Genomic DNA, 25,273 nt, shown 5'->3' with positions numbered 1-25,273 from the left:
CACCAGATGGCCCATACCAAAGACCACGATTACCATATTCTGCCACCCTCTGTCTGGCCTTTCATCGCCGGGCTCGGGGCTTTTGTCATGCTCTTTGGCGCTGTGCTGTGGATGCATGGGTCGGGTCCCTGGATTTTCCTGATGGGGCTGATCGCCGTGCTTTACGTCATGTATGCATGGTGGGCCGATATGGTCGCGGAAAGCCGCGCCGGGGATCACACGCCAGTCGTGCGGATCGGTCTGCGCTATGGTTTCATCATGTTTATCATGTCCGAAGTGATGTTCTTTGCCGCATGGTTCTGGTCGTTCTTCAAACACCAGATGTATCCGATGGAGACCTATGTCGGCAGTGAATATATCAAGCCGGACATCTATGCGATTGACCCTTTTGGCCTGCCGCTGATCAACACGCTGCTGTTGCTGATTTCGGGCTGTGCCGCGACCTGGGCACACCATGCGCTGGTGCATGAAAACAACCGCAAGGACCTGAAACTGGGTCTGATCCTGGCCATCGTGTTCGGGGTGATCTTCACCGGCTTTCAGGCTTATGAATATTACATTCTGGTGTCGCAGGATGGGTATACATTCGGCGGTGAAATCCATTACGCCAACTTCTTCATGGCGACAGGTTTCCACGGCGCGCATGTGGTGATCGGCGCGATCTTCCTGCTGGTCTGTCTGCTGCGTGTCGAACGTGGCGATTTCACCCCTGAGAAGCATGTCGGGTTCGAGGCGGCGATCTGGTATTGGCACTTTGTCGATGTGGTCTGGCTGTTCCTGTTTGCTGCGATCTATATCTGGGGCGCGTAAGTCGGGGTGAACCCCGACCTACATCAACCGATAAACGCGCGGCAGCCCCGCGCGTTTTTTCCTTCAAGGCGGATCATGCTGCGTAAGATCATTTTCCCATTGCTGTTGGGCCTTGCCGGTTGCGGGGTGCTGATCTGGCTTGGCCTGTGGCAAGTGGACCGGCTGGCGTGGAAAGAAGGCATTCTCGACAATATCAACGCAAGGATCGCGGCTGATCCGCAGCCGTTCCGCACTGATGTGACGGAAGAGGCTGACGAATATCGCCCGGTCACCCTGTCCGGCGCGCCTACGGGGCCGGAATTGCATGTGCTTGTGTCTGGCACCTCTGCTGGCACCGGCTACCGTGTCATTTCACGGTTTGAGACGGATGATGGGCTGGCGATCCTGCTGGATCAGGGGCTTTTGCCGCTGGATGACAAAGACGCCGCACCGCTGCTGGCCCCGATGCAGGTGACTGGCACCTTGCTGTGGCCCGATGATCAGAACAGCAATACACCCGACCCTGATCTGGCCGCCAATATCTGGTTTGCGCGCAATGTGGAGACGATGGCCGCAACGCTGGATACCTTGCCGCTGATGGTGGTGGTATCCGAGGCAACGCCCGCCGATCCGCGCCTGACGGCTTTGCCGATTACAACGGCCAATATCGCCAATGATCATCTGAATTACGCGATCACATGGTTCTTGCTGGCGATTGTCTGGGCCATTATGACGCTGTTTCTGATCCGCCGCACCTTACGGACAAAGGATATCTGAGTGATGCGCTATATCTCGACCCGCGGCACGGCCCCCGTGCTGACATTCGAACAGGCGATGCTGACTGGTCTCGCGCGCGATGGCGGGCTCTATCTGCCCGAGGAAATCCCCACGCTGACCTATCCGCAGATCGCGGCGATGGCGGGCAAATCCTATGAAGAGGTCGCGTTCGAGGTGATGCGTCCCTTCATCGGCGACACATTCACCGATGCAGAGTTCCGCGATCTGATCGCGCGCGCCTATGCCGGTTTCGGCCATGCCGCCCGCGCGCCTTTGGTGCAGGTGGACAGCAATCATTACCTGCTGGAATTGTTCCACGGGCCGACTTTGGCGTTCAAGGATTTCGCCATGCAGCTGATCGGCCAGATGTTTCAGGCCGCGCTGACACGGTCCGGCGACCGCGTGACCATCGTTGGGGCGACATCGGGTGACACTGGGTCGGCTGCGATTGAGGCATTCCGGGGGCTGAAGGCCGTCGATGTCATCATCCTTTACCCGCATGGCCGCGTCTCCGAAGTGCAGCGCCGCCAGATGACCACGCCGGTCGAGGCGAATGTCCATGCGCTGGCCATCGACGGTGATTTCGACGATTGTCAGGCGCTGGTGAAGGATATGTTCAACGATTTCGCCTTTCGCGACGATGTGCGTCTGGCGGGCGTCAATTCGATCAACTGGGGCCGGGTGCTGGCGCAGGTGGTCTATTATTTCACCGCCGCCGTCAGTCTCGGCGCGCCACATCGACCAGTCAGTTTCACAGTGCCGACCGGCAATTTCGGCGATATATTCGCCGGGTTCATCGCCAAGCAGATGGGCCTGCCGATTGCCGACCTGGTGGTCGCGACCAACCGCAATGACATTTTGCATAGGACGTTGCTGACGGGGGCCTATACCAAAGAAGGCGTAACCCCAACGATCAGCCCGTCGATGGATATTCAGGTCAGTTCCAATTTCGAACGCGCGCTGTTTTATGCATACGGGCAAGACGGTGCTGCGGTTGCGGGCCAGATGGAGGACCTCAAATCGGGCGGCTTTACTATTTCGCAAGGCGCATATGAGATGCTGACCGCGACTTTCAAATCCGGTCGCGCGTCAGAGGAAGACACATCCGCTACGATCAAAGCCTATCACGCCAGCCACGGCGAATTGCTGTGCCCGCACACTGCCGTTGGCGCGCATGTCGCACAAAGCCATCTGGGCGAAGTGCCGATGGTCACGCTGGCCACAGCGCATCCCGCGAAATTCCCGGATGCGGTCAAGGCGGCATCGGGCATTTCCGCGCCACTGCCTGCGCGGATGGCGGACTTGTATGACCGCCCCGAACGGGTCACACGGGTGGCGGGCGATCTTGCCGCCGTGCAAAACGTCATCAAGGAACGGATCACAGCTTGACCATTCAACAGCACACTTTGTCCAACGGGCTGCGCATCATCACCGAGCAGATGCCCGGCCTGAAATCCACCAGCATCGGCATCTGGGTGCTGGCCGGTGGGCGGCATGAACGGATTGAACAGAACGGCATCGCACATTTTCTGGAACATATGGCGTTCAAAGGCACGAAAACCCGCACCGCCCTGCAGATCGCCGAACAGATCGAGGATGTGGGCGGCTATATCAACGCCTATACCAGCCGCGAAATGACCGCCTATTATGCGCGGGTACTGGAAGATGATGTGGCGCTTGGCCTTGATATCATCGCCGATATCCTGCTGAACCCGCTGTTTGATGAATCCGAGATCGAGGTTGAACGCGGCGTGATCCTGCAGGAAATCGGCCAGACTTTGGACACGCCCGACGACATTATTTTCGACTGGTTGCAGGAAGAAGCCTATCCTGATCAACCGCTTGGCCGCTCAATCCTAGGCCCTGCCGAAAAGGTCAGCGGGTTTGGCCGGGGCGATCTGGACCGTTTCGTCGGTGAACATTACGGCCCCAACCAGATGATCGTTGCCGCTGCTGGTGCGGTCGATCACGACGCCATCGTGCGGCAGGCCGAGGCTTTGTTCGGCCATCTGCCCCGCGTCCACCGCGCGCCCGGCCTGCTGCAACCCGCCCATTTCCGGGGCGGTGAGCGGCGCGAGACGAAAGCGCTGGAACAGGTGCATTTCGCGCTGGCGCTGGAAGGGCCGACCTATACTGACCCCGCGATCTATACCGCGCAGATCTATGCGACCGCCTTGGGCGGCGGCATGTCTTCACGCCTGTTTCAGGAAATCCGTGAAAACCGTGGTCTGTGTTATACGATCTTTGCGCAGGCGGGGGCCTATGAAGATACCGGCATGACCACGATCTATGCCGGGACCAGCGCCGAACAGATCGCCGAGCTGACACATGTCACGATTGACGAGATGAAACGCGCCGCCGACGATATGTCCGACGCTGAAGTCGCGCGCGCCCGCGCGCAGATGAAGGCAGGCATGTTGATGGGGCTGGAAAGCCCGTCGAACCGCGCCGAACGTCTGGCGCGTCTGCTGTCGATCTGGGGCCGGATTCCGGGGATCGAGGAAACGATTGCCCATATCGACAATGTCACCACGGCGGATGTGAAAACCTTTGCCGCGCAGATGGCCGGGCAGGCGGCAACAGCGATGGCGCTTTACGGCCCCGCTGATCAGGCCCCGACGCTGGAGGCGTTGAAAGCACGGCTTGCCGCGTAATGTTGGGGATCAAGCGCAAGGTCAGGATTGAAACTGAACGGCTGACCCTGCGCCCCCCGATGCATACCGATTTCCGCGCTTGGGCGCATCTGCGGCAATCCAGTGCGGATTTTCTGGTGCCATGGGAACCAAGCTGGGCCGCAGACCATCTGTCGCGCAAGGGGTTTACCAATCGGGTCTATTGGGCGCAGCGCTCCATCGCGCATGGCACGGCCTTGCCCCTGTTCCTGATCCGCCGGTCGGATGAAGCGCTTTTAGGGGCAATTACATTGGACCATATCAAACGTGGTCCTGCGCAATCGGGGATTACGGGTTACTGGATCGGCGCGCCCTATGCGCGCAACGGGTATATGCGCGAGGCGGTCAAGGCCGTGGTGCATCACGCCTTTACCACGCTCGACCTCAGCCGGGTGGAGGCGGGGTGTCTGCCGGAAAACACGCCCTCTCGGAAACTCTTGGAACAATGCGGCTATAAATACGAAGGTGTCGCGCAAAGCTATCTTCAGATCAACGGGCGCTGGCGCAATCATGTGCTCTATGCCAACTTGCGCCATGACAGGCGCGGCAAGACGGATGTGGGCTAAGCAATGCTGAATGCGGTGAGTGATGATTTCGTGGATCACCTGCGCGGTATTCTGGATGCGGCGGCGTTCAGGCGGGACACGGCCCCCTATTTCACCGAACCGCGTGGCCGTTGGCACGGGCAGGGGCTGGTCGTGGCCCCCGCCGATACGGATGCTGTCGCTGCTGTCGTGAAAGCCTGCGCCGCGGCGCGGATCGGCATCGTCCCCTATAGCGGCGGCACGGGGCTGGTTGGCGGCCAGGTGATGCCGGATGGTCCGGCCCCGGTGGTGCTTTCGCTGGAACGGCTCAACAAAATCCGCGCGATCTATCCATCCGAGAATGTGTTGGTCTGCGATGCGGGCGTGATCCTGGCCAATGTCCAGCAGGCCGCGATGGATGTGGACCGGCTGTTCCCGTTGTCGCTGGCCTCGGAAGGGTCTGCCCGGATTGGCGGGTTGCTTGCGACCAATGCAGGTGGAGTCAATGTTCTGCGCTATGGCAATGCCCGCGCTTTGTGTCTGGGGCTGGAGGTCGTGCGCCCGGATGGCACGATCTGGCATGGGCTGACGCGGCTGCGCAAGGACAATACCGGCTATGACCTGCGCAACCTGATGATCGGGGCGGAAGGCACGCTGGGCATCATCACCGCCGCTGCGCTGCGGCTGGTGCCGCGCCCGGCGCAGGTGGGGGCGGCGATGCTGGCGGTTGCATCACCCCAGGCGGCGCTGGACCTTTTGGCGCTGGCGGGCAGCCAGATCGGCGATGGTGTGCAGGCGTTTGAACTGATCCACCGGCAAGGGTTCGACTTTCTGGCCGAGGTCGGGCCGGAGGTGCGGCAACCCTTTGAAACTATCTCCGAATGGAGCGTGCTGATCGATCTGGGCCTGCCTGCGGGTGGCGATCCGGATGCGGCTTTGGAAAATCTGTTTGCCGCCGCATTTGAGGCGGGTTTAGTCAGTGACGGCGTGATCGCGCAATCAGCCGCGCAACGGCAGGCGCTGTGGGATATCCGCGAGAACATCCCCGAGGCGAATCGCCGGATCGGGTCGATTTCATCGCATGATATTGCCCTGCCGCTGAGTGCTGTGCCCTTGTTCATCGATCAGGCCGGCACCGCCTTGCAAGCCTTAGGCGACATGCGAATCAATTGTTTCGGCCATCTGGGGGATGGCAATCTGCATTATAACCTGTTTCCGGCGGCAGGAAGGCATTGTGACGACTACGATGCGGTCAAGGCTGACGCGGTCCGTGTGATCTACGATCTGGTCGCGGATTTGGACGGGTCCTTCAGCGCCGAACATGGCGTCGGTCGTCTGAAGGTTGCTGATCTGGAACATTACGGTGACCCGGTGAAGCTGGCGATGCTGCGCGCCATAAAACAGGCGCTGGACCCTGCGGGAATCATGAACCCCGGGGCTGTGCTGCGTTAGGGATAGACCTGCGGGGCCGCGCCTCCGGCGGGAGTATTTTTAGAAAAAAGAAGATGTAAGACGCGCGCCCGATCCCGCTGCCCGCTACAGGCTGACCGGTTAAGGTCCGGGATCGGGCGTCTTCTCATTTCACGGTCATCGGCTCTCCAGCCTGTACCGTGGCGTAGGCGTAGCCGATCTTTCTTAACAACTTCTTATTTCGCCAAATACTCCCGCGCGGAGCGCATTAGGTGCCTTCAAAAGCGCAAAGGCTATGCACCTGCATCCCCAGTTTTTTCAACTTTTCTGCGCCACCAAGGTCCGGCAGGTCGATGATGAAGGCGCAGCCGATCACCTGCGCGCCCAGTCTTTCGATCAGTTTGATCCCGGCCTCGGCGGTCCCACCAGTGGCAAGCAAATCATCGACCAGCAGCACTTTTTCACCCGGTTGCAGGGCGTCGTCGTGCAATTCCATCACCGCCTCGCCATATTCCAGCTGATAGGCTTGGGTGATCGTCTTGCCGGGCAATTTGCCTTGCTTGCGGATCGGCACGAAGCCGACCGAGAGTTGATGCGCGATGGCACCGCCAAGGATGAAGCCGCGCGCCTCTAACCCCACAACCTTGTTGATCGGGGTCCCTGCGTAAGGATGCAGCAATTGGTCAATCGCCATGCGAAAGCCGCGCGCATCGCTGAAGAGTGTGGTTACATCGCGGAACATGATCCCCTCATGTGGGAAATCGGGGATGGTGCGGATGTAATCGCGGACAGTTTTCATGGGGCAACTTTCGTTAACACGCGTCCGGCGACGGCGTCGAGTTTGGCAACAAGGGTCAGGTCACGTTTGTCTGGCGCGGTCATCACCGCATAATCCAGCGCGCGGTCGCAGCCATGCGGGCAGGGCGCGCGAGTGCTGCCCAGCAGGTCGGGCAGGCGGGCGATCAGGTCGCGGGCTTTGCTGCCGTTGCCTTGCAATGTGGCGATGATCGCGGTGATGTCGACTGCGCCATGGTCAGGGTGCCAGCTGTCGTAATCGGTGATCATCGCGACGGAAGCATAGCAAATTTCGGCCTCGCGCGCGAGTTTCGCCTCGGGCATGTTCGTCATGCCGATCACGTCGCAACCCCATTGGCGGTAGAGTTTGCTTTCCGCCATGGAGGAAAACTGCGGCCCTTCCATCGCGAGGTATGTGCCGCCGCGGTGGACATTGATGCCTGCCGCCGTCGCCGCTGTTTCGCACGCGTCGGACAGGCGCGGGCAGGTCGGATGAGCAAGGCTGACATGCGCCACGCAGCCGGTGCCGAAGAAAGATTTTTCCCGCGCGAAGGTTCGGTCGATGAATTGATCCACGATGACGAAATCGCCGGGTGCCATATCTTCGCGGAAGGACCCGCAGGCGCTGACGCTGATGATATCGGTCACCCCCAGCCGTTTCAGCGCGTCGATATTGGCGCGGTAGGGGACTGTTGTTGGCGAATGCACATGGCCGCGCCCGTGCCGTGGCAGAAAGGCCATTTTCACGCCCTGCAATCTGCCGGTCAGGATCGCATCGGATGGCGTGCCCCAAGGGCTGTCGACATGGACCCATGCGGCATTCTGCAAGCCATCCATATCGTAAATGCCGGAACCGCCGATGATTCCGACATAGGTTTCACTGGTCATCATCACTCTCCCGGGCGGGTCAGGCTGAACAGCTCGCGCACCACCGCGTAATCGCGATAGCCCAAGCGGGACAGCGGGTTGAAGGTTGTGACGTCGAATATCCCGTCGACAAGGCAGGTGTCGCGGATATGCACGCCGGTGACCTCGCCGAAGACCGCGAAATTGGCGGCACCGGGCAGGGTGACGATTTGGGTGACTTTGCATTCCAAAGTCGCAGGCGCATCGGCGACCCGCGCGCAGGCAATGGTTTCGCAATCGGCCTTGGTGATGCCTGCCTTGGCGAATTCATCAATGTCGCGGTCCCATGGACCGGATGTGTCATTCATCGCATCGCGCATCACATATTCCACAATATTGACCGCAAAAACCCCGGTTTCGCGGACATTGCTGACACTGTCCTTGGTGCCATCCCGGTCGGGTTTCGCGCTGGTCGAGGCGAACATCACCTGTGGCGGCTCGTAAGCCACGGCGTTGAAAAACGAATAGGGGGCGAGGTTATCGCGCCCATCCGCGCTGCGCGTCGCGATCCAGCCGATGGGGCGGGGGCTGACGATGGCGTTGAACGGGTTATGCGGCAAATTATGGCCGTCTTTGGGCATATAAAACATCAAGGGGACCTTTTCCTGCATCCGCCCAAGGGGTAGCGTGGCAAGGCAATCTTGGCCAGATGAAAGACGCATGCAAAGACTATCGATTACCCTGGCCCGCGAATCCGCCGCCGATTACTGGGAGGCAGAGGCGCTTTATGATCTGTGCTTTTCGCCCGGGCGCACGGCGCTGTCGTCATACCGGCTGCGCGAGGATGTGCCGCCTTTGGCCGATCTGTGCTGGACCGCGCGCGATCCCGATGGCGTGCTGGCAGGGGTGATCCGCTGCTGGCCCTGCTATGTCGGGGACACGCCTGTCGTGTTGCTGGGGCCGGTCGCCGTCCACCCGACGCGGCAGGGCGAAGGCATTGCTGGGCTGCTGATCTACCGCGTGATGGAGATGGCGCAGCAGACCGGCTGGACCCGGATCCTGCTGGTCGGTGATCTGCCCTATTACAGCCGCTTTGGCTTTCACCCGGTCCGCGGGGTCGAGATGCCGCCGCCCACCAACCCTGATCGCGTGCTGGGGCTGGATCTGGTCAGACAGGCCTGGGAGGGGGTAGGCGGGATCGTGCGCAAGGCGGATGATTGCATTTCGCCCTGCTGACCCCCATTTAAAGGATATGACCGACAAGATTGTCACCGATGATCTGATCCCGCTTGCGGTGCCTGCGCCGCTAGATGATGTGGCGCGGCTACGGATCGCCGATCTGGCCACGCGGCAGCGCAAGGCCAATGGTGTGCTGATGAAGGCGATCACTTTCGTCGGCGGGCAGGTCGAAGACGGGCTGAAGGTCCTGCCCAAATCCGTACGCCGACAGCTGAACGAGGTGACTAGGGTGGCCTTGCGCCGCAGTTACGATGTTGCGGCCCGGTCGCGCGGCGGCATTGGCGCGCGGTTTGGGTCGGATCAGGCGCATCGCGTCATCGGCACCATGTCGGGCGCGATCGGTGGTTTTGGCGGCCTGCCCACGGCGCTGGCGGAATTGCCTGTCGCGACCACGCTGATTTTCCGCGCCGTGCTACATGTCGCAGCGCAATATGGCGAAGACCCGGCCTCGGATGAGACTAGGATGGAATGTCTGGCGGTCTTTGGCTCAGGCGGGCCGGATGCGGCGGATGACGGGGTCGATACTGCCTTTATCGGCGCGCGGATCAGCCTGTCAGGGGCGGCGGTCAATACGTTGGTCAGCCGTGTGGCGCCGAAATTCGCTGCTGTCCTGTCGCAGAAACTCGCGGCGCAGACGGTGCCGGTGCTGGGTGCCTTTGCAGGGGCCGGCACCAATTATGCCTTTGTGAATTATTATGTGGCCCTGGCCCATGTGCATTTCGGCCTGCGCCAACTGGCCCGCGACCATGGCGAAGCTGCCGTGCTGGATGAATTCCACCGCCAACTGGCCGCCGCGCGCCTGCCTCAGACCTGATAGACCAGCCAGTCGCTGACCGCGCGGCGCACGGATTGGTCGCCTTTGGCGATGGCGGCATCCATCACGCCCTTCACCTCGTTCAGATCGACGCGGCGCAGCATATGTTTGACCGGCCCGACCGAGGCCGGGCGCATCGACAAGGTCCGCAGGCCAAGGGCGGCAAAGCACAAAGCCTCTACCGGGCGGCCCGCATCTTCGCCGCAGAATGACAGCGGGGTGTCTGAGGCCGCACAACGATCAATCACATGCTGCAAAAACGCCAGAAAGCTGATGTCGAGCGTGTCATAGCGCCGGCGCACCCGTTCGTTCTCGCGGTCGGCGGCAAAGAAGAATTGCTTGAGGTCATTGCCGCCGATGGAGATGAAATCGACCTCTTCAAAAAACACATCCGGCGCAAAGGCCAGTGACGGGGTTTCCAGCATCGCGCCCACTTCGATCTTTTCGGGGATCGGATGGCCCAACCTGATCTCACGCTCCACCGCCTTGTCCATTTCGGCCTTGGCGTCGCGGAATTCGGAAATCTGCGTGATGAAGGGGAACATCACCGCCAAGGGCCGGCCCGCCGATCCGCGCAGCAAAGCCTGCAATTGCATCCGCAAGACGCCGGGTTTGTCGAGGCCAACGCGGATCGCGCGCCAGCCCATCGCGGGGTTGGGCTCATCATTGGGTTTCATATAAGGCAGGACCTTATCCGACCCGATATCCAATGTGCGGAACGCCACACGCCGCCCGCCCGCCGCATTCAGCACGCGGTCATAAAGTGCCGAGAGTTCGCCGCGCTGCGGCATCTGGTTGCGGATCAGGAATTGCAATTCGGTGCGGAACAGACCCACACCATCGGCACCCGATCCTTCCAATGATGGTAGATCGGCGATCAGCCCGGCATTCATCTGCAAGGAAATCAGCGCGCCACATTTCGTTTCCGCGGGCAGATCGCGGATCGAGGCATAGCGTTCCTGCGCGCGCGCCTGCATCGCGATCTTGTCGCGGAATGCGTTCTGCACGGTGTCATCCGGGCGCAGATGGGTGATGCCCTGATCGCCATCGACCAGAATGGTATCGCCATTCAAGGCTTCACGTGTGATGCCCTTGGCATTGATCACCAAGGGGATCGCCCAGGCGCGGGCGACGATGGTCGCATGACTGCCGACAGAGCCTTCTTCCAGCACGATCCCGCGCAGTTTCTTGCCATATTCCAGCAATTCGCCGGGCCCGATATTGCGCGCGACAAGGATCGGATCGTCGGGCATATCACTGCGGTCCTCGCCTTGTCCGGTCAGAATTCGCAGCAGGCGGTTGGACAGATCATCCAGATCATGCAGGCGTTCGCGCAAGTAAGGATCGGGGGATTTCGACAGCCGGGCGCGGGCCAAGGATTGTTCCTTTTCCACCGCAGCCTCTGCCGACAGCCCGCTTTGCACATCGTCCTGCATCCGGCGCATCCAGCTGCTGGAATTGGCGAACATGCGATAGGCCTCTAACACCTGCACCTGTTCGACATCGACTGACCGCGCGCCCAGAAGCATATGATCGACCGATTTGCGCAAAATCTCGACGGCGTCGTTCAGGCGCGCCTTTTCGCCCTCTGGATCATCCGAAATCGGATTGGTCACCACGACACGCGGTTCGTGCAGATAGACTTTGCCCGCGCTGGTGCCTTCCTGCGCGACGGTGCCGCGAAACACGACGGGTTTCTGATGCAGCGCCGACAGCGCGGCACCTTCCCCGACGAACGCGCCCAGTTCGGTCATTTCCGCAATGACCATGGCGACGATTTCCAGCGCATAAACCTCATCTGGGGTCATCACCCGTTCGGTCTTGGTCTGCACCACCAGCACACCCAGCACATCGCCCAAGCGTTGGATCGGCACACCGCAGAACGACGAGTAGCGTTCCTCGCCCGTTTCGGGCATATAGCGAAAGCCTTTTTCGGCGGGGGCATTGGCGGTGTTGACGATGCCGCCGCTTTTCGCGGTGCGGCCAACCAGACCTTCGCCCAGACGCATCCTTGTCTGGTGGACCGAATCCTGTTCCAGACCTTGGGTGGCGCAGAGTTCCAGCGTTTCAGAATCGCGGAACAGATAGATCGAACAAACCTCTGCTTCCATCGACGAGGCGATCAGATCGACGACGCGGTCCAGCCGTGCCTGGCCTTCGCTATGGCTGGCAAGCGCTTCGCGCAACCGGCCCAGCAGTTTGCGGCTTTCGCTTTCTGACCGTTCTGGCATAGGTCCCCCGATATCCAGACGGGCCGCTGATCAGCCCGCCTTGTCCAAATCAAAGGCATCATGCAGGGCCTGCACGGCAAGTTCCATGTATTTCCTGTCGATCAGCACAGAAATCTTGATCTCGGAGGTTGTAATGACCTTGATGTTGATCCCCTCTGCCGAGAGCACCTTGAACATCTTGGCCGCTACACCTGTATGGCTGCGCATCCCGATGCCGACGACGCTGACCTTGCAGACACCTTCATCGGCAACCAGATCGTGGAAATTGATCGCACCGGATGCCTTGGCATCCTGCATCGCCTTTTCGGCGCGCAAAACCTGATCCTTGGGGCAGGAAAAGGTCATATCGGTGCGCCCTTCCTCGGATATGTTCTGCACGATCATATCGACGTTCACCCCGGCCTCTGACAGCGGGCCAAAGATCGCGGCGGCAATGCCGGGGCGGTCAGCGACCGAGATCAGGGTCATTTTCGCCTCGTCGCGGGAATAGGCGACACCGGCCACAACATTGGATTCCATGATTTCCTCCTCATCGCAGACCAGCGTTCCGGCGCTGTCCGATGGTTCTTCAAATGATGACAGCACCCGCAGGCGCACTTTATAGCGCATCGCCAGTTCGACGGACCGTGTTTGTAGAACCTTGGCGCCGAGAGAGGCCAGTTCCAGCATTTCCTCAAACGAAATCTTGTCCAGTTTGCGCGCCTTGGACGTGATCCGGGGATCGGTGGTATAGACCCCGTCCACATCGGTGTAGATATCGCAACGCTCCGCGCCAAAGGCGGCGGCAAAGGCGACGGCGGTGGTATCGGACCCGCCACGGCCAAGCGTCGTAATCCGGCCAGCGGCACTGACGCCCTGGAACCCGGCGACCACTGCCACCTTCATGCCTTCGCCGAATTTGGCAGTGATGTTCTTGGTCGGGATCTCCTCGATCCGGGCGCTGGCGTGGGCATCTGTCGTCAGAACCGGCACCTGCCAGCCTTGCCAGCTGCGCGCGGGGATATCCATTTCCTGCAACCGCAACGCCATCAGCCCGGCTGTCACATTCTCACCCGACGACACAATTGCATCATATTCGCGCGCATCATACAGTGGAGACGTCTCAGACACCCAGCCCACCAATTCATTGGTCTTGCCCGACATGGCCGAGACGATGACGATCACGTCATAGCCATTGGCGACCTCCAAAGCGACCCGTTTGGCCGCCCGCGCGATCCGGTCCAGATTGGCGACCGAGGTGCCGCCGAATTTCATCACAAGCGTGGGCATGGGTCATCCTTGCAACCGTGGCATTTTGTCCGCGCGTGTCTACTGGGCGGCCGGGCAAAGCGCAATTGCTTAGTAAGGGTGCGCGCGCCCGTCCCAAGTTTCAAAACAGCCTGTATTCGCGGGGCTGAGGGCAGCAAATCGGGCAATCAGCCCTGTGGCGCTGTCCTGCACACTGATCTCTGCTGATGCACCGCCCATATCGGTCTGCACCCAGCCGGGATGATAGATGCCGACGCAGATCCCTTCCGGTTTCAGATCGGTCGCCAGATTGCGGCCAAGGTTCAATGCGGCGGCCTTGCTGGCGCGGTAGATATAGCTGCCCCCCGGCGCGCGGGTATGAGAGGCCATCTGGGATGAGATAATCGCGATTTTCGCGCCCTGCGCACGTCGCAGATGCGGCAGAAACGCCTGCACGGTCAGAAACACGCCGGTGACATTGGTGGCAAAGCCATCGGCCCACATTTGCGCCGGATAGCCCGTATCCAGCGACTGGCCCTTATCGGCATAGATGCCTGCATTGCAGATCAGCAGGTCAATGGCGGTGTCAGACATGCTGGCGGCAAGCGCATTGACACAAACCGGATCGGTGACATCAAGCCTTGGCAAGGGACCCTCGCCGCGCTGTGTGCCGGTCACCCTGTCCCCTGCAGCGGTGTAGTGATCAAACATCGCCAAGCCTATGCCGCGATTGGCACCTGTGATCAGAACATGCATCAGTTTACTTTCTTGGCAGGCATAAACGGCAGCGGCAGCACCGGTATCCCATCCTCGGCCAGTTTGCGCGCTTCGGCCAGATTAGCCTCGCCATAGATCGGGCGTTCCGGGGTCAGCCCGTCATGCATGTCGCGCGCTTCTTTCACGAAGGATTTGCCGACATAATCTGCAGAGCTTTCGATCTTCTTGCGCAGCGCCGCGATCTGCGTCTCGGCCGGGGCAGGGGCGGTCGCAATTGCCGGGGCCATGATCGATTTGCTGACCAAGGTCGACCCGCAGATCGTGCAGGTCACCAGCTTGCCCGCAACCAGCTTGTCAAAGGCATCGCCCGATTGAAACCAGCTTTCAAACTGGTGGTTCTGGTCGCATTTGAGGTGGAAACGGATCATGCCAGCGCATCTTTCTGTGATCCCATATACTTAGGCGTTTCAGCCCCAACTGCAAGTCAGCGCAGCTTGGCGGGATCAAAGCTCGCCACGATCTGGCGCAGCCCCGGTTCATCCAGCTTGCGCACCGCTTTTTCAAGGCTGAACCATTTGCGGCGGCGCTGATGCTGTTCGGGCCAGTCGGTCAGCACATGCGACACATGCAAAGGATAGACCATCGCGACAATCGGCGCATTCACATGGCGCAAGGGTTTGATATAGCTGAAAATTCCCAGACAGATATCCAATGCTTCACCACGCAGCCCGGCCTCTTCATAGGCTTCCATCGCGGCGGCGGCGGCGGGGGTCTGGTTATGCATCGGCCAGCCTTTGGGCAGGATCCAGCGCCCGCGTGTGCGGCTGGTGACCAGACAGATCTGCACATTGTCATTCTTCACGCGCCAACACAAAGCTGCAAATTGCGCACGCACATCCGTCTTGCGCCCGGTGCGGAATTTGAGGGCCATCTGCTGCGCAGGTATGTTCACCATGGTCCCCATTCTGATCTGCCTTATGTTCTGCGCATGACCGGATTTACGCATGCACAAACTGCTCCGACAACCCCTTTGCCGAAATTTATCGGGGCGGAAATCTATCGCGGCTCGACCTATGGGCCGTGGCATCCGTTGCGGGTGCCGCGCGTCTCGACGGTGATGGATCTGACCCGCGCTTTGGGCTGGCTGCCGCCTGCGCAATTCGTCACCAGCCCGCGCGCGAAACTGGCCGCTTTAACGGGTTTTCACACCCCTGATTACCTTGCCGCGCTGCAAGCCGCCGAGGCGAGCCAGAGCGTCAGTGACGATATCCGCGCCCGCCACGGCCTTGGCACGCCCTCGAACCCGGTCTTTGCGGAAATGTTCCGCCGCCCGGCCACTGCTGCGGGCGGATCACTGCTGGCGGGTGAATTGCTGCGTCACGGCGGCACGATCTATCACCCCGCTGGCGGCACGCATCATGGGTTGCCCGACCGCGCCAACGGCTTTTGCTATCTCAACGATGCGGTGTTGGCGATCCAGTCCCTGCGGCGCAACGGGGCGCAGCGTGTGGCCTATATCGATATCGACGCGCATCACCCGGATGGTGTCGAACATGCTTTTGCGCATGACTCCGACACGCTCTTGATCTCCGCCCATGAAATCAACCGCTGGCCCCGCACGGGCGCGCTGGGCGATGAAGGCGCGGGGCAAGTCTTTAACCTGCCGGTCCCCGCAGGCATGCATGACGACGACATGGCGCTGATTCTGCACGAACTGATTCTTCCCGCTGTTACCACCTTCCGCCCCGATGCCATCGTGCTGCAATGCGGTGCCGATGCCGTGACAGAGGACCCGCAATCGCGGCTCTGCCTGTCCAACAACGCCCATTGGGCGGTAGTCGCGGCCCTACGCAACATTGCACCGCGCTATCTGGTGCTGGGCGGCGGCGGCTATAACCCGTGGTCGGTCGGGCGGCTCTGGTCCGGCGTCTGGGCGATTCTCAACCGTAACGACATCCCCGATCATCTGTCGGAGGAAGGCCAAGAGATCCTGCGCGCCCTGCGCTGGGACGGCGTGGCCAAACGCCACCATCCGCAAGACCATTGGATCACCACCATCCGCGACACGTCGCGCAATGGCCCGATCCATGACTCGGTGCGCCACGCCGTCAGGCACCACCAAGCCCGCATCGTCCGAGCCTAAATATCCCCGCCGGAGGCATCAACTGCGCCGACAGGCGCAGGCAGACAAGCCAAGGCTCGCGGCAAAGCCGCCAAGGTCCGATCAACAGCCCCGGCATGATCGGCATAAAACGCTGCAATCCGCGCCTCTGGCACATCAACCGGCGCTGTCACCGCCGCCAGCAACGCCGCTTCATCCGGCACAAGCTGACAGACCCCCGCCGCAATCGCCTCCCCCGCCGGATAGGCGATGGTCCAGATATGCGGCCCCACGATCACCGGTTTGCGCAAGGCCAGCGGTTCGATGATATTATGCGCGCCCTTGGTGACGAACCCACCGCCGACAATGGCGCGGTCACAGAGCGCCAGATAAAAATACATCTCGCCCATCGAATCGCCCAGCAGCACGTCGATGTCGGGCAAATCCTGCGCGCCCAATTGCGCATCCAGTAATTCCGACCGCCGGGCAAAGCGCAAGCCAGCCTGCGCCAGCATCCCCGCCACCTCATCAAACCGTTCCGGGGCGCGCGGCACATAGACAAAGAACACGCCTTTGGTTTGGCGGATCATGTCAATATAGATCGCATCCTCGCCCTCGACCACGCTGGTCAGGGTGAAGGTCGGACGTCCCCGCGTCAGCCGGTCGCGCAATCGTTCCGCCGCATTGAGCTGCGCCTGCGGAATCGGCTGATCAAAGCGCAACTCTCCCGTGACATGGATATTCCCCATGCCCGCAGCGGCAAAGCGTTCCGCCTGCAGTGCCGATTTCACAAAGCCGCCCGCGAAGCCCCCGGTCAGTGCTGCGCGCAGGCCCCAGCCCGCCATATCCTTGTCAAAACTCTTTTGCGGATATTGCGCATTGCACATGAACAACGGCACGCCGCGCGCGCGGGCAGACATGATCATGCACGGCCAGATCTCGATCTCCATCACCAGCCCATATTTGGGCGCAAAGCGGCGCAGGAATTGCCGATAGGCAAAGCCCATGTCAAACGGCACCCAGACCACCTGCACCCGGCCCGCGGCGATCTCTGCGCTGAATTCGCGCAAAGCCTCGCGCCGCCCGGCGGGGGTGAAATGGCTGGTCAGCACCTGTTCCCCCTGCGCCAGCAAGGCGCGGATCAAGGGCGTGGCGGATCGCATCTCCCCCAAAGACACCGCATGCACCCAGACCGGGTTGCGAAATGCCGGGCGCACGACACCAAAGCGTTCCGCCAGATGCGTGGCATAATCGGGGTCCTTGCGCGCGCGCAGCCGCAGATAGAGGATCACGACCGGCAGCAAAACCCACCAGACCAGCGCATAAAGCATCAGCGCCAGACGCAGGCGGAATAAGGGGAAACTTTCACTCATGGCGCGGTTTCAACAGCGCGGCGAGGTCGTTGGCAAGCATATCTGTGGCAAGGCTGGCCTCTTGCGCAGCCGCAAGGGTCTCGCCTGCGACCTGCGCAAGATCAGGCCGCAGCAAGGCTGCGGTAATCGCTTCGGCGTCAGCTACAGCCATTGCACCGCCTGCGGCGTCCAGCGTGGCGAAATCAGCGGCAAAATTCGCCATCTGCGGACCGTGCAGCACAGCGCAGTGCAATTGCGCCGCCTCCCATGGGTTATGCCCTTCGGTCGCATCAAACGTCCCGCCGATCAGCACAGCATCTGCCACGCGATAGACCAGCCCCAGATCGCCAAAAGTATCGCAAATCCACAGCGGATCATCTGCACCGGGCCGCGTGCCTTGCGATTTCCGCGGGGCAGGGCCGGGCAGATCGGCGCGGTCAGGATGGCGCGGTGCCACGATCAGCAAGGCATCCGGGACCTGCGCGCGCAGCACCTCATGCGCTGCCAGCGCTGCCGCCTCATCCGCCGGATGCGACGGTGCCACGGCCCAGACGAATCTCGCGCCAATCGCGTCCCGCAAGGCCTGCAACGCCACCGCGTCACAGCCCAAAGCAGGCGCTGCCGGTTTCAGCGACCCGCTCACCCGCACATCCGCGCCGAGTGTCGCTAAATGCGCCGCCGTCACCGCATCCTGCGCCGTGATCAGCGCCAGACGTGCGTAAAGATCACGGTAAAGCCCCGCGGCCTTGCGATGCCGCGCAAAGGCCGCGTCATTCATCCGCGCCGCCACAATCGCCTGCGGCACTCCGCGCCGGTGCAGATCATGCACAAACCCCGGCCACAGATCCTGTTCCGCCCAGATGCATAGATCAGGCCGGAAATGATCCAGAAACCGCTGGCGGTAAACCGGCGCATCCAGCGGCAAAAACTGATGCATGGTGCGCGGCGGCAAGTTGTCGCCAAACACCCGGGCCGAGGCTGCGGTGCTGGATGTCACGAGAAACTGCACATTCGGCAGTGCTTCCGCCAGCCGCGCGATCAACCCGCGCAGCGACATCACCTCGCCCAGCCCAACCGCATGCAGCCAGATCAGACGCCTATCAGGGCGCACGGCCAGCCCGCGCCCCTGCTTTTCCACCCAGCGTGTCGCATGTTCTTTGCCGCGCTCGCGCCTGCGCGCCAGTATCGGCGTGGCCAGCAAAGGCACCAGATAACTCGCCGCCAGATAGGCGCGCAGCGCCGGCCCGGTCTTAACCTTGCTGGTCATGGAATGTCTTTTGCAACGGCGCATCCCAGAACGCCTCATCCGCCAATACCGCCGCAAAGCGCGCCGCCGCCGACCCACCGCCAAAGGCATCATGGCGTGGATAATCCCGGCCCCATTGATCGCGTAGGAAACCCGCAATGGTCGCGCCATCACCCGCGGCAGCAAAAAACACCGACGGCGATTTCGCCCGGTTGGTCTGCCGCGTCCCGATATCCAGCGAGGGCAGGCCCAGAAACGGCGCCTCGCGCACACCGGCGGATGAATTGCCGACCATGACAGCGGCATTCTTCATCAACTCCGAAAAATGCGCGAAGCGCATCGAGGGCAGCACACGGAACCTGTCCCTGGGCAGATCCGCGATCACATCGAAAATCGCCGCCGATCCGGGATCATTATTCGGCGCGATCACCACGAAATTCCGCTCCGACCCGACCAGCGTGCCGAACAAGGCCTGCGCCTGTGCACCCATGCTGGCGGCCTCTGACGTGACCGGATGAAACACGCAGATCCCGAAATCGTCAAAGGGCAGGGCATAGCGGTCCTTGACCTCGGCCAAAGTCACGCCTGACGGACCTGCGTGAAAATCCAGCTCTGGCGATCCGATGGCGTGAATATGGCTGGCCTGTTCACCCAGCGCCATCACCCGCTTGGCCGCATCATCCGATGACACGAAATGATGGCTGGCCAGTTTGCTGTTACAATGGCGATAGATCTCATCAATCGTGCCGCTGACCTCGCCGCCTTCGATATGCGCACAGCGGATGTAATTGGTGGCACAGACCAAGGCAGTTGCCAGCGCCTCGACTCGATCACCATGGATCACCACCAGATCGGGGCGATGTTCATGGATAAAGTCGGAAAAGCCGATCACGGTCTTGGCAAGGATCATATCTTGGGGATCACCGGGCCGCTGGTTGAGGAATTCATGCACCGTGACGCCAGTGGTGCGATGCACCTCCAGCTTGGTCAACCCATAGGCGGCCAGCATATGCATGCCGGTGGCAAAGAAGGACACGGTAAAACCGGCATCGCGCGCAGCAATGGCCAAAGGCTCCAGCTTGCCGAAATCGGCGCGGGTGCCTGTTACAAACAGAATGGATCGGGGCATGGAAAATCCGTGACAAAAACGCTGACCCGCAGGTTATCGCCACGCCGGGCAAAAGAAAACCGCGATTGCCGCCCGCGTTATCCGCTTGACGCGCGTTGCGCGGGTCCGGTAAAGGTCCGCCCAGGCTGGCGAGTGGGCAGGTAGGTTATGCAGCGGATTGCAAATCCGTGAAGATCGGTTCGATTCCGATACTCGCCTCCAGATTTTTCCCTGCGAAATCAGATACTTGCAACCCGACCGAAGGGATTCAGGCCAAAAGTTTAGGAACTTTGGTGCAATAGCGGTGCAAATGATCGCGAACGCGAGTCGAGCATCGGCATCAACGCAAAAGGCACGCCCTTGTAGGCGTGCCCGTTCAACCATCGACTAGATTAGACTCAGGCCGCCACATCGCCCTTTGGAGTTGGCAACAAACCTTCAATCGCGTTCCGAACAACCGAACTGCCGTGCAGGTGTGCATACCTAGCCACAACAGCAGGCACCTTATGTCCCGACACTGCCATAATGGTGAGGGTGTTAAAGCCGCGTTCAGCCATATCGGAAACAACGGTGTGCCGCATGAAGTGCGGCGTATAAGCCTTCTTAACACCCGCAGCACGACAAAGCTTTGCGAAATGATCACGCATGGTGGTGATGTGACCAGTTGGGGTGTCAGCCACGAAGACATAGCCCTTGTTTTGCTTCGTAGTCAGCTGATGGGCTTGCAGTGCATCAATCACTGAGACCGGAACCAGCTGCATCCGTGGTCCCGTCTTGCAGTCAGGCAACCACACTTCATTGCGATCCCAATGGATATTTTCCCACCGCATCTTCAAGATTTCACGGTGCCGCATTCCAGTTCCAAACCCAATCAGAACAAAAAGATGGATCAAAGGGTGCTGACCGGGTCCCTTTGCAGCGTTCAACATGGCAAGTTTCTCAGTTTCCGGGATGCGATCCTTAGGCTTGAACTCCTCCTTGAAGGATTCGATCTCGTAAGGCTTCTTGTGCAGCCACCGATAGGAAATAGCGAACTTGTAGAAGTTGCTCAGCGTTGCCATAATCCTATTTACGGTTGCGGTCGTCTTCCCCGCCTTGATCAACTTCGTTCGGAACTCTTTAATCTGTGGCGTGTGGATTTTCTTGATCTTCATATCGCCGAACTGTGGAATCAGGTGCTGGCGAAAGTGCTGCTCCTTTGCTGCATAATTCTTTCCTTGATTGTGCAGCATATCCTCAATATAAATCTTAGCGGCTTCCTTCATCGTGATATCGCTTTCCAGATCGCCGTCTTTTTCCCTTTGAATTTCCCTTTCAATTTTTGCACGATACTCTGCAGCTGCGTGACTTGCTTGCTTCAGCGTGTATCCGATCAAAGATGTACCGAGCCGTTCGAAGTAACGGCGACCATTGATCGAAAAACTTGCATAAAACGTGTTACCGTTTTTATTTCGCGTGACCTTCAAGTTGTATCCATAAATTGACTTTCCAACCTGAAGATTCTTCATGTCCGTCGCTGTGATCAACTTTGTAGCAGAACGCCCCATATTATCTCCTTCTACTGTTGGGCCACACCGCCAATGATCCTGATCATTACGTGGCGATGTGGTTGCGTGGGGCGGTCTTCACAGATTTTAATTCACCTGTCAAACACCCGCCACGTATGGGAATGGAAAATATGTTAGTGCGGATTTTACGCATATATGCCAACAGCTTGCGGGCTGTCCGGCTCGTCAATCGCGGTTAAGTTTTAATTAATATCGGCCAGGGATCAGATAGCGAAAATTTCGCTTTTAATTTCGTTCGTCTATTCTCCCAAACCGATTCGGTAATCAGCGAGTGCGGTTCAGAAATCATCCAGTTCGAAGATCGAAAGGTCACTGTCATCAACACCGGCACAGGATCTTTCTGCTCGACGGATAAGGTTATGGATGCTGCTGCCGTGATGGACCCCGAACCCGTTCAAATACCCACACATTTCCATGGTCAGTTCCGGGGCCACATCTTCGTTGTCCTTGCCCTTCAGGTCGCCCGGCCGCCACCCAGCTGGTGCATCATTCTTGATTTCAAGAACGGCAAAGGTGCCATCGGCCAACCGCACCTTGTAATACTGGCTCTGGTTATGATGGGCTTCGGTGATCCAATTGGAAAGACAGTTCTTGAAGTCCCGTGCAGCCGCCAAAAGTTCGCGTGCCGTGGCCAAATGCCGGATGCGGTCGTTGTTGGGCAAGAACGGTGCTGGCAGTGGGGCGGACTCATACAGGTCCACGATCAGCCGACCGGGCTTGGCACCACCCTTCAGCTGCATGATTACCTCGGCGAATAGGGTGTCCCTACCGGTCAGCCGCGTGTATGCCACCATGAAGTTATCGTAGCCGCTGGGGCTGCCAAAGGCTTGGGCCACCTTCACACACCGCAGATCATGTGGAAGGTCCGGCAGCAGCCTCACAAGATCGTGGTTGATCCGCTTCACGTTACACAGTGGCATCGCAAGATCGGGCTGGGAAGAAAGCAAGCGATGCAGATCACGATAGAACTGCGGTGAGGCAGCACGATGGGGAAGCCGCTTCAGCAGTGCGAGGTAGCCTTTGGGGCAGTTGCCGTAAGCATCGGCTATTAAGGTATGGGATGAAGCGTGCAGCAAATTCTGCCTGATGGCGTCTCCCTGATCCGAAAGCAACCGCTTGGTGGGTATGGTCGCAAGGTAGGCGTTCCACACATGCCTTCGGGCAGGCTGAGTCAGCAGGTAGATGGCACCGTAGGGACCGGGGAATAGGATCGACACCTTCGTGCCAACCGAAGCGGCAAGAAGGGTAACTAGCCTGCTAAAATTGCTGGCGATCTGGGCCGTTTTGGCAAGTTCCAGTGCGTGATAAATGGTCGTGATATCCTGCCCCATCCAGACTCCATGTTGTTGCTTTGGAAGTGGACGTGGGAAGAATCCATGTTGACGTCAAGTCAGGAAAAAATACCAAATGGATAGATAAACCACCCAAAAGATTTGAAATTCAAGCAAATGAAGCATGGGCTCCGTGTTGACTCAAAGTCGGTCACAACAGAACTTTTTGCTAGTTGGAAAGGTAGGTCATGAAGCGAATCAATATAGCGACCGCTGTGACGTTGTGCACATTGATTGCCTATAGCTTTGGCAACCTACACGTTGCTAATGCTGAGGACAAAAGCGAAGCAGGCTTACCGTTTGGGTTAAGAGGCATCAGCTGGGAAATGACACCCCGAGAAATACATGAGCATGCAAAGAATGCTCTCTACATGGAATGCACGCCATTTAATGAAGCGAGTTTCTATTGTGTTCACCCAAACAGTTCAATGCAATGGCCTCACAGCGTCGAAGAGTCATGGATAGGTTTTGGACACGCTACTTCGCAGAGACCAGATGGCGTGCCAGAGAATGGAGAATACATTTCATTCGGCTGTGAATTCCTGAACACATGCCCTATGCATATTAACGACTTAGCCGCGAGATTGCTTGACTTGGACAAAATGATAATAACCCGAAGGGAAGAAGTCCCACTTGGGGGAGTACATTTTTACGGCAAAGGACATAAAGGAGAAGTTATTGTACTGAAAGGGTATCCGTCTGCACACTTCAATATTCCAGCAAACGTTGGCACTGTAATAACAGTTTACAAGGGGGGCTTTAAGTGAGTGTTCACACAATCTTCATTGATAGTTACTTAGAAAAATTGATACTACTGCTTCCAGTGGCCAAGTCCCTTCAAGATCACTACCATTCGTCCAGCTTCAAGCTTCGGGTATGCTATCCAAAATAATGGCACGTAGCAAAAATTACACACTCAGTATACGAGATTAGAAATGCTTAAAAGAATTAGGGTACTAGGTTTCTCAACGCTATTTCTAGCAACTCTATTTGGGCAGGCGTCCTTGAGTGATACTCGCGACCTATCTGCTTGCTACAAAGAGGCAACGGTAAAAGCATTTGCGAAGGAGTTCGATATTCCCTTGAAAGATGCTTTCGCTTACCTCGTGAGCGACGGTGAGCTATTAGGACTACTTGATACTATTGCACTAATTTCTATTAAACAGATAGACCAGGGCAACCACTCAGGTGCGAAGGATGGGCTGGAAAAATTTTCTCAATCTCTTCCGCCTTCGTCTGGATGGAAAGCAATGCTACTGACTTGTTTTGAAGAGGCCGCACTGAAATAGCAAAACACGTTGAGGTTAATCCAATATAGCCAGGACTAAGTTACCTTTGGTGCGATATGTGAATTAACAAAAAAATAGAAAATCGCAAAAGTCGAATACCATAGCCTCCTGTATAGTGCTCTGATTTCTAGTATAAGCAACTTGAGATTAGTATACTAACATGTATGTCTTGTCACAGTATTATGTGAATTCCTCCCTTTTTCGGTAAATTCGTAACCCGTTTTTACTTGCCTGAGGATAAAGAAACTACGACCGAGTTCTGCTTGGTTGCAACGCTGGTCGTGAAGTATAGCTAAACCTAACATTCCCGCCCAAAGCAGACCAAACTCCAGAACAGGCATGGCAGGGGGCGTAGCAAGCCTGTAAAGGCCCGTTAAGCTCCTGACCTCAAGGCCCCATACGTAAACCAGACTAGGCAACTGTAGCGGCATCTGTCGCGTTCTATGGCCATGTTCCTAGAACAGATATGGCCATTACCTCAAGACACACCCCCAAAGCACGCTTTCCGGCATCAAAACACCCATCTTGCTATGGCAAGCATAAATAGAAATATGGCTTGTTATGAAGGAGGTGAATTATTTGAATTTATTGGAGCACACTGCCAGCACCCTGATCAGGGAAGGCGTTGTGGAGAATTATCGGGAATTTTCCCGTAAATTTTGCCGAAAGACTGAAAACTTCTACTATCGGCAAACACATTTTAATCGTGACTTTTCAACTGACGCACTGATCAATTGCTTGAAGAACATTCGCCGGGCAAATAAACATTATAATAAGTGGTCCGTTGTCTTTCAGTCCGAAAAGGATGCCTTGACTGAATTAGATGAGTTATTAACTAGAGAATTGCAACGTCGCCTTGGGTTAAAAATAGAATTTGAACTTTGATACTGCTTTGCATCTCTTTCTTCTTGTGTAATTGCATTGGAGATGTTATTATTCCATCACTGAATCGGAATTACGCCGCAACAGTGAATCCCAAAAATAGTTTGAAGCAATAATCACCGATCAGGGTTGGCCCGATTGGAAAGCTTCAAAGAAAAGGAACAGCTTCAGCTGCTGAGCCTATGAGATTATATTGTCAAAATAACAGAAACCATAGTGAACAACAAATGGAAACCATAATGCAACTATCAGATCATCAAATAACACAAAGCACATATACAAGAAGGAATATACAATATTGGCAACACAAAGTATAAAACATGTTCCAGAACATAAACATATAAATCACTTTTCA

Annotated in this window: 25 protein-coding genes and 1 tRNA gene; 13 read left to right on the top strand and 13 right to left on the bottom strand. The window is 58.2% G+C overall.

The features are described from left to right. Nucleotides 1-6 precede the first annotated feature (6 nt). From VOY09_RS09540 to VOY09_RS09515, 6 genes are all read left to right on the top strand, one after another. Nucleotides 7-810 (top strand): cytochrome c oxidase subunit 3, encoded by an 804-nt coding sequence (locus tag VOY09_RS09540; protein WP_322894748.1) that lies wholly within the window; start codon nt 7-9, stop codon nt 808-810. Between the two features lie 75 nt (nt 811-885). Beyond that, nucleotides 886-1,566 (top strand): SURF1 family protein, encoded by a 681-nt coding sequence (locus VOY09_RS09535; protein ID WP_322894746.1) that lies wholly within the window; start codon nt 886-888, stop codon nt 1,564-1,566. A gap of 3 nt (nt 1,567-1,569) precedes the next feature. Further along, a complete protein-coding gene (gene thrC, locus VOY09_RS09530; protein WP_322894916.1) occupies nt 1,570-2,955 on the top strand; it encodes a threonine synthase in 1,386 nt (461 codons plus the stop codon). Further along, the gene (locus tag VOY09_RS09525) at nt 2,952-4,220 is read left to right on the top strand and encodes a pitrilysin family protein (RefSeq protein ID WP_322894745.1); all 1,269 of its coding nucleotides are present in this window, start codon (nt 2,952-2,954) and stop codon (nt 4,218-4,220) included. The genes thrC and VOY09_RS09525 overlap by 4 nt, the downstream gene beginning before the upstream one ends. Next, nucleotides 4,220-4,804, top strand: coding sequence for a GNAT family protein (locus VOY09_RS09520; RefSeq protein ID WP_322894743.1), 585 nt, complete (start codon nt 4,220-4,222; stop codon nt 4,802-4,804). The genes VOY09_RS09525 and VOY09_RS09520 overlap by 1 nt, the downstream gene beginning before the upstream one ends. A gap of 3 nt (nt 4,805-4,807) precedes the next feature. Continuing rightward, nucleotides 4,808-6,214 (top strand): FAD-binding oxidoreductase, encoded by a 1,407-nt coding sequence (locus VOY09_RS09515; RefSeq protein WP_322894742.1) that lies wholly within the window; start codon nt 4,808-4,810, stop codon nt 6,212-6,214. Nucleotides 6,215-6,440: 226 nt separating this feature from the next. On the opposite strand, the gene VOY09_RS09510 is transcribed toward VOY09_RS09515, so the two are convergent. The 3 genes from VOY09_RS09510 to VOY09_RS09500 are packed head-to-tail and all read right to left on the bottom strand — an operon-like array spanning nt 6,441 to nt 8,463. Then, entirely contained in the window at nt 6,441-6,971 is a 531-nt protein-coding gene (locus tag VOY09_RS09510; protein WP_322894741.1) for an adenine phosphoribosyltransferase, read from the bottom strand. Continuing rightward, nucleotides 6,968-7,855, bottom strand: coding sequence for an S-methyl-5'-thioadenosine phosphorylase (locus tag VOY09_RS09505; RefSeq protein WP_416236754.1), 888 nt, complete (start codon nt 7,853-7,855; stop codon nt 6,968-6,970). Before VOY09_RS09505 ends, VOY09_RS09510 begins: the two co-directional genes overlap by 4 nt. A 2-nt stretch (nt 7,856-7,857) precedes the next feature. Beyond that, nucleotides 7,858-8,463: a flavin reductase family protein gene (locus VOY09_RS09500; RefSeq protein WP_322894738.1), complete on the bottom strand. Its 606-nt coding sequence runs from the start codon at nt 8,461-8,463 to the stop codon at nt 7,858-7,860. Nucleotides 8,464-8,533: 70 nt separating this feature from the next. On the opposite strand from VOY09_RS09500, the gene VOY09_RS09495 reads away from it, so the two are divergent. Next, nucleotides 8,534-9,049 carry an N-acetyltransferase gene (locus tag VOY09_RS09495; RefSeq protein WP_322894737.1) on the top strand — a complete coding sequence of 172 codons (516 nt, stop codon included), beginning with the start codon at nt 8,534-8,536 and terminating at the stop codon, nt 9,047-9,049. 16 nt (nt 9,050-9,065) lie between these two features. Beyond that, entirely contained in the window at nt 9,066-9,866 is an 801-nt protein-coding gene (locus tag VOY09_RS09490; protein WP_322894736.1) for an EcsC family protein, read from the top strand. Here the strand turns inward: VOY09_RS09490 and ptsP are convergent. The 5 genes from ptsP to VOY09_RS09465 form a co-directional block, all read right to left on the bottom strand. Further along, nucleotides 9,857-12,097, bottom strand: coding sequence for a phosphoenolpyruvate--protein phosphotransferase (gene ptsP / locus VOY09_RS09485; RefSeq protein ID WP_322894735.1), 2,241 nt, complete (start codon nt 12,095-12,097; stop codon nt 9,857-9,859). The two genes, VOY09_RS09490 and ptsP, sit on opposite strands and share 10 nt — an antisense overlap. A 30-nt stretch (nt 12,098-12,127) precedes the next feature. Next, entirely contained in the window at nt 12,128-13,366 is a 1,239-nt protein-coding gene (locus VOY09_RS09480; protein ID WP_322894734.1) for an aspartate kinase, read from the bottom strand. Nucleotides 13,367-13,435: 69 nt separating this feature from the next. Beyond that, a complete protein-coding gene (locus VOY09_RS09475; protein ID WP_322894732.1) occupies nt 13,436-14,080 on the bottom strand; it encodes an SDR family NAD(P)-dependent oxidoreductase in 645 nt (214 codons plus the stop codon). Further along, entirely contained in the window at nt 14,080-14,469 is a 390-nt protein-coding gene (locus tag VOY09_RS09470; RefSeq protein ID WP_322894731.1) for a DUF1178 family protein, read from the bottom strand. Before VOY09_RS09470 ends, VOY09_RS09475 begins: the two co-directional genes overlap by 1 nt. Before the next feature lie 56 nt (nt 14,470-14,525). Continuing rightward, complete coding sequence (locus VOY09_RS09465; protein ID WP_416236760.1) at nt 14,526-14,996, bottom strand: NUDIX hydrolase; 471 nt, start codon at nt 14,994-14,996, stop codon at nt 14,526-14,528. Nucleotides 14,997-15,029: 33 nt separating this feature from the next. On the opposite strand from VOY09_RS09465, the gene VOY09_RS09460 reads away from it, so the two are divergent. After that, complete coding sequence (locus VOY09_RS09460; RefSeq protein WP_322894729.1) at nt 15,030-16,184, top strand: acetoin utilization protein AcuC; 1,155 nt, start codon at nt 15,030-15,032, stop codon at nt 16,182-16,184. On the opposite strand, the gene VOY09_RS09455 is transcribed toward VOY09_RS09460, so the two are convergent. Genes VOY09_RS09455 through neuC form a run of 3 tightly spaced genes read right to left on the bottom strand, consistent with a single transcriptional unit; the run spans nt 16,181 to nt 19,869 of the window. Further along, the gene (locus VOY09_RS09455) at nt 16,181-17,515 is read right to left on the bottom strand and encodes a 3-deoxy-D-manno-octulosonic acid transferase (RefSeq protein ID WP_322894728.1); all 1,335 of its coding nucleotides are present in this window, start codon (nt 17,513-17,515) and stop codon (nt 16,181-16,183) included. The two genes, VOY09_RS09460 and VOY09_RS09455, sit on opposite strands and share 4 nt — an antisense overlap. Beyond that, nucleotides 17,508-18,761 (bottom strand): 3-deoxy-D-manno-octulosonic acid transferase, encoded by a 1,254-nt coding sequence (locus tag VOY09_RS09450; RefSeq protein ID WP_322894727.1) that lies wholly within the window; start codon nt 18,759-18,761, stop codon nt 17,508-17,510. The genes VOY09_RS09455 and VOY09_RS09450 overlap by 8 nt, the downstream gene beginning before the upstream one ends. Continuing rightward, the gene (neuC, locus tag VOY09_RS09445; RefSeq protein WP_322894726.1) at nt 18,745-19,869 is read right to left on the bottom strand and encodes a UDP-N-acetylglucosamine 2-epimerase; all 1,125 of its coding nucleotides are present in this window, start codon (nt 19,867-19,869) and stop codon (nt 18,745-18,747) included. The genes VOY09_RS09450 and neuC overlap by 17 nt, the downstream gene beginning before the upstream one ends. A gap of 127 nt (nt 19,870-19,996) precedes the next feature. On the opposite strand from neuC, the gene VOY09_RS09440 reads away from it, so the two are divergent. Further along, nucleotides 19,997-20,070, top strand: a tRNA-Cys gene (locus tag VOY09_RS09440). Between the two features lie 176 nt (nt 20,071-20,246). Here the strand turns inward: VOY09_RS09440 and VOY09_RS09435 are convergent. Beyond that, nucleotides 20,247-21,395, bottom strand: a complete 1,149-nt coding sequence (locus VOY09_RS09435; RefSeq protein ID WP_322894725.1) for a site-specific integrase — start codon at nt 21,393-21,395, stop codon at nt 20,247-20,249. A 299-nt stretch (nt 21,396-21,694) separates the two neighbouring features. Further along, on the bottom strand, nt 21,695-22,747 hold the full coding sequence (locus tag VOY09_RS09430) for a hypothetical protein (RefSeq protein ID WP_322894724.1): 1,053 nt from the start codon (nt 22,745-22,747) through the stop codon (nt 21,695-21,697). 188 nt (nt 22,748-22,935) lie between these two features. On the opposite strand from VOY09_RS09430, the gene VOY09_RS09425 reads away from it, so the two are divergent. The 3 genes from VOY09_RS09425 to VOY09_RS09415 all read left to right on the top strand — a co-directional run bounded on the left by VOY09_RS09425 (nt 22,936) and on the right by VOY09_RS09415 (nt 24,921). Next, nucleotides 22,936-23,514, top strand: a complete 579-nt coding sequence (locus VOY09_RS09425; RefSeq protein WP_322894723.1) for a hypothetical protein — start codon at nt 22,936-22,938, stop codon at nt 23,512-23,514. Nucleotides 23,515-23,682: 168 nt separating this feature from the next. Beyond that, nucleotides 23,683-24,036 (top strand): hypothetical protein, encoded by a 354-nt coding sequence (locus VOY09_RS09420; protein ID WP_323811277.1) that lies wholly within the window; start codon nt 23,683-23,685, stop codon nt 24,034-24,036. Between the two features lie 561 nt (nt 24,037-24,597). Next, the gene (locus VOY09_RS09415; RefSeq protein ID WP_322894721.1) at nt 24,598-24,921 is read left to right on the top strand and encodes a hypothetical protein; all 324 of its coding nucleotides are present in this window, start codon (nt 24,598-24,600) and stop codon (nt 24,919-24,921) included. Nucleotides 24,922-25,273 lie beyond the last annotated feature (352 nt).

Source organism: Yoonia sp. 67-2, from assembly GCF_035117555.1.
Classification (GTDB): domain Bacteria; phylum Pseudomonadota; class Alphaproteobacteria; order Rhodobacterales; family Rhodobacteraceae; genus Yoonia.
This window is presented reverse-complemented; position numbering and strand designations above follow the sequence as displayed.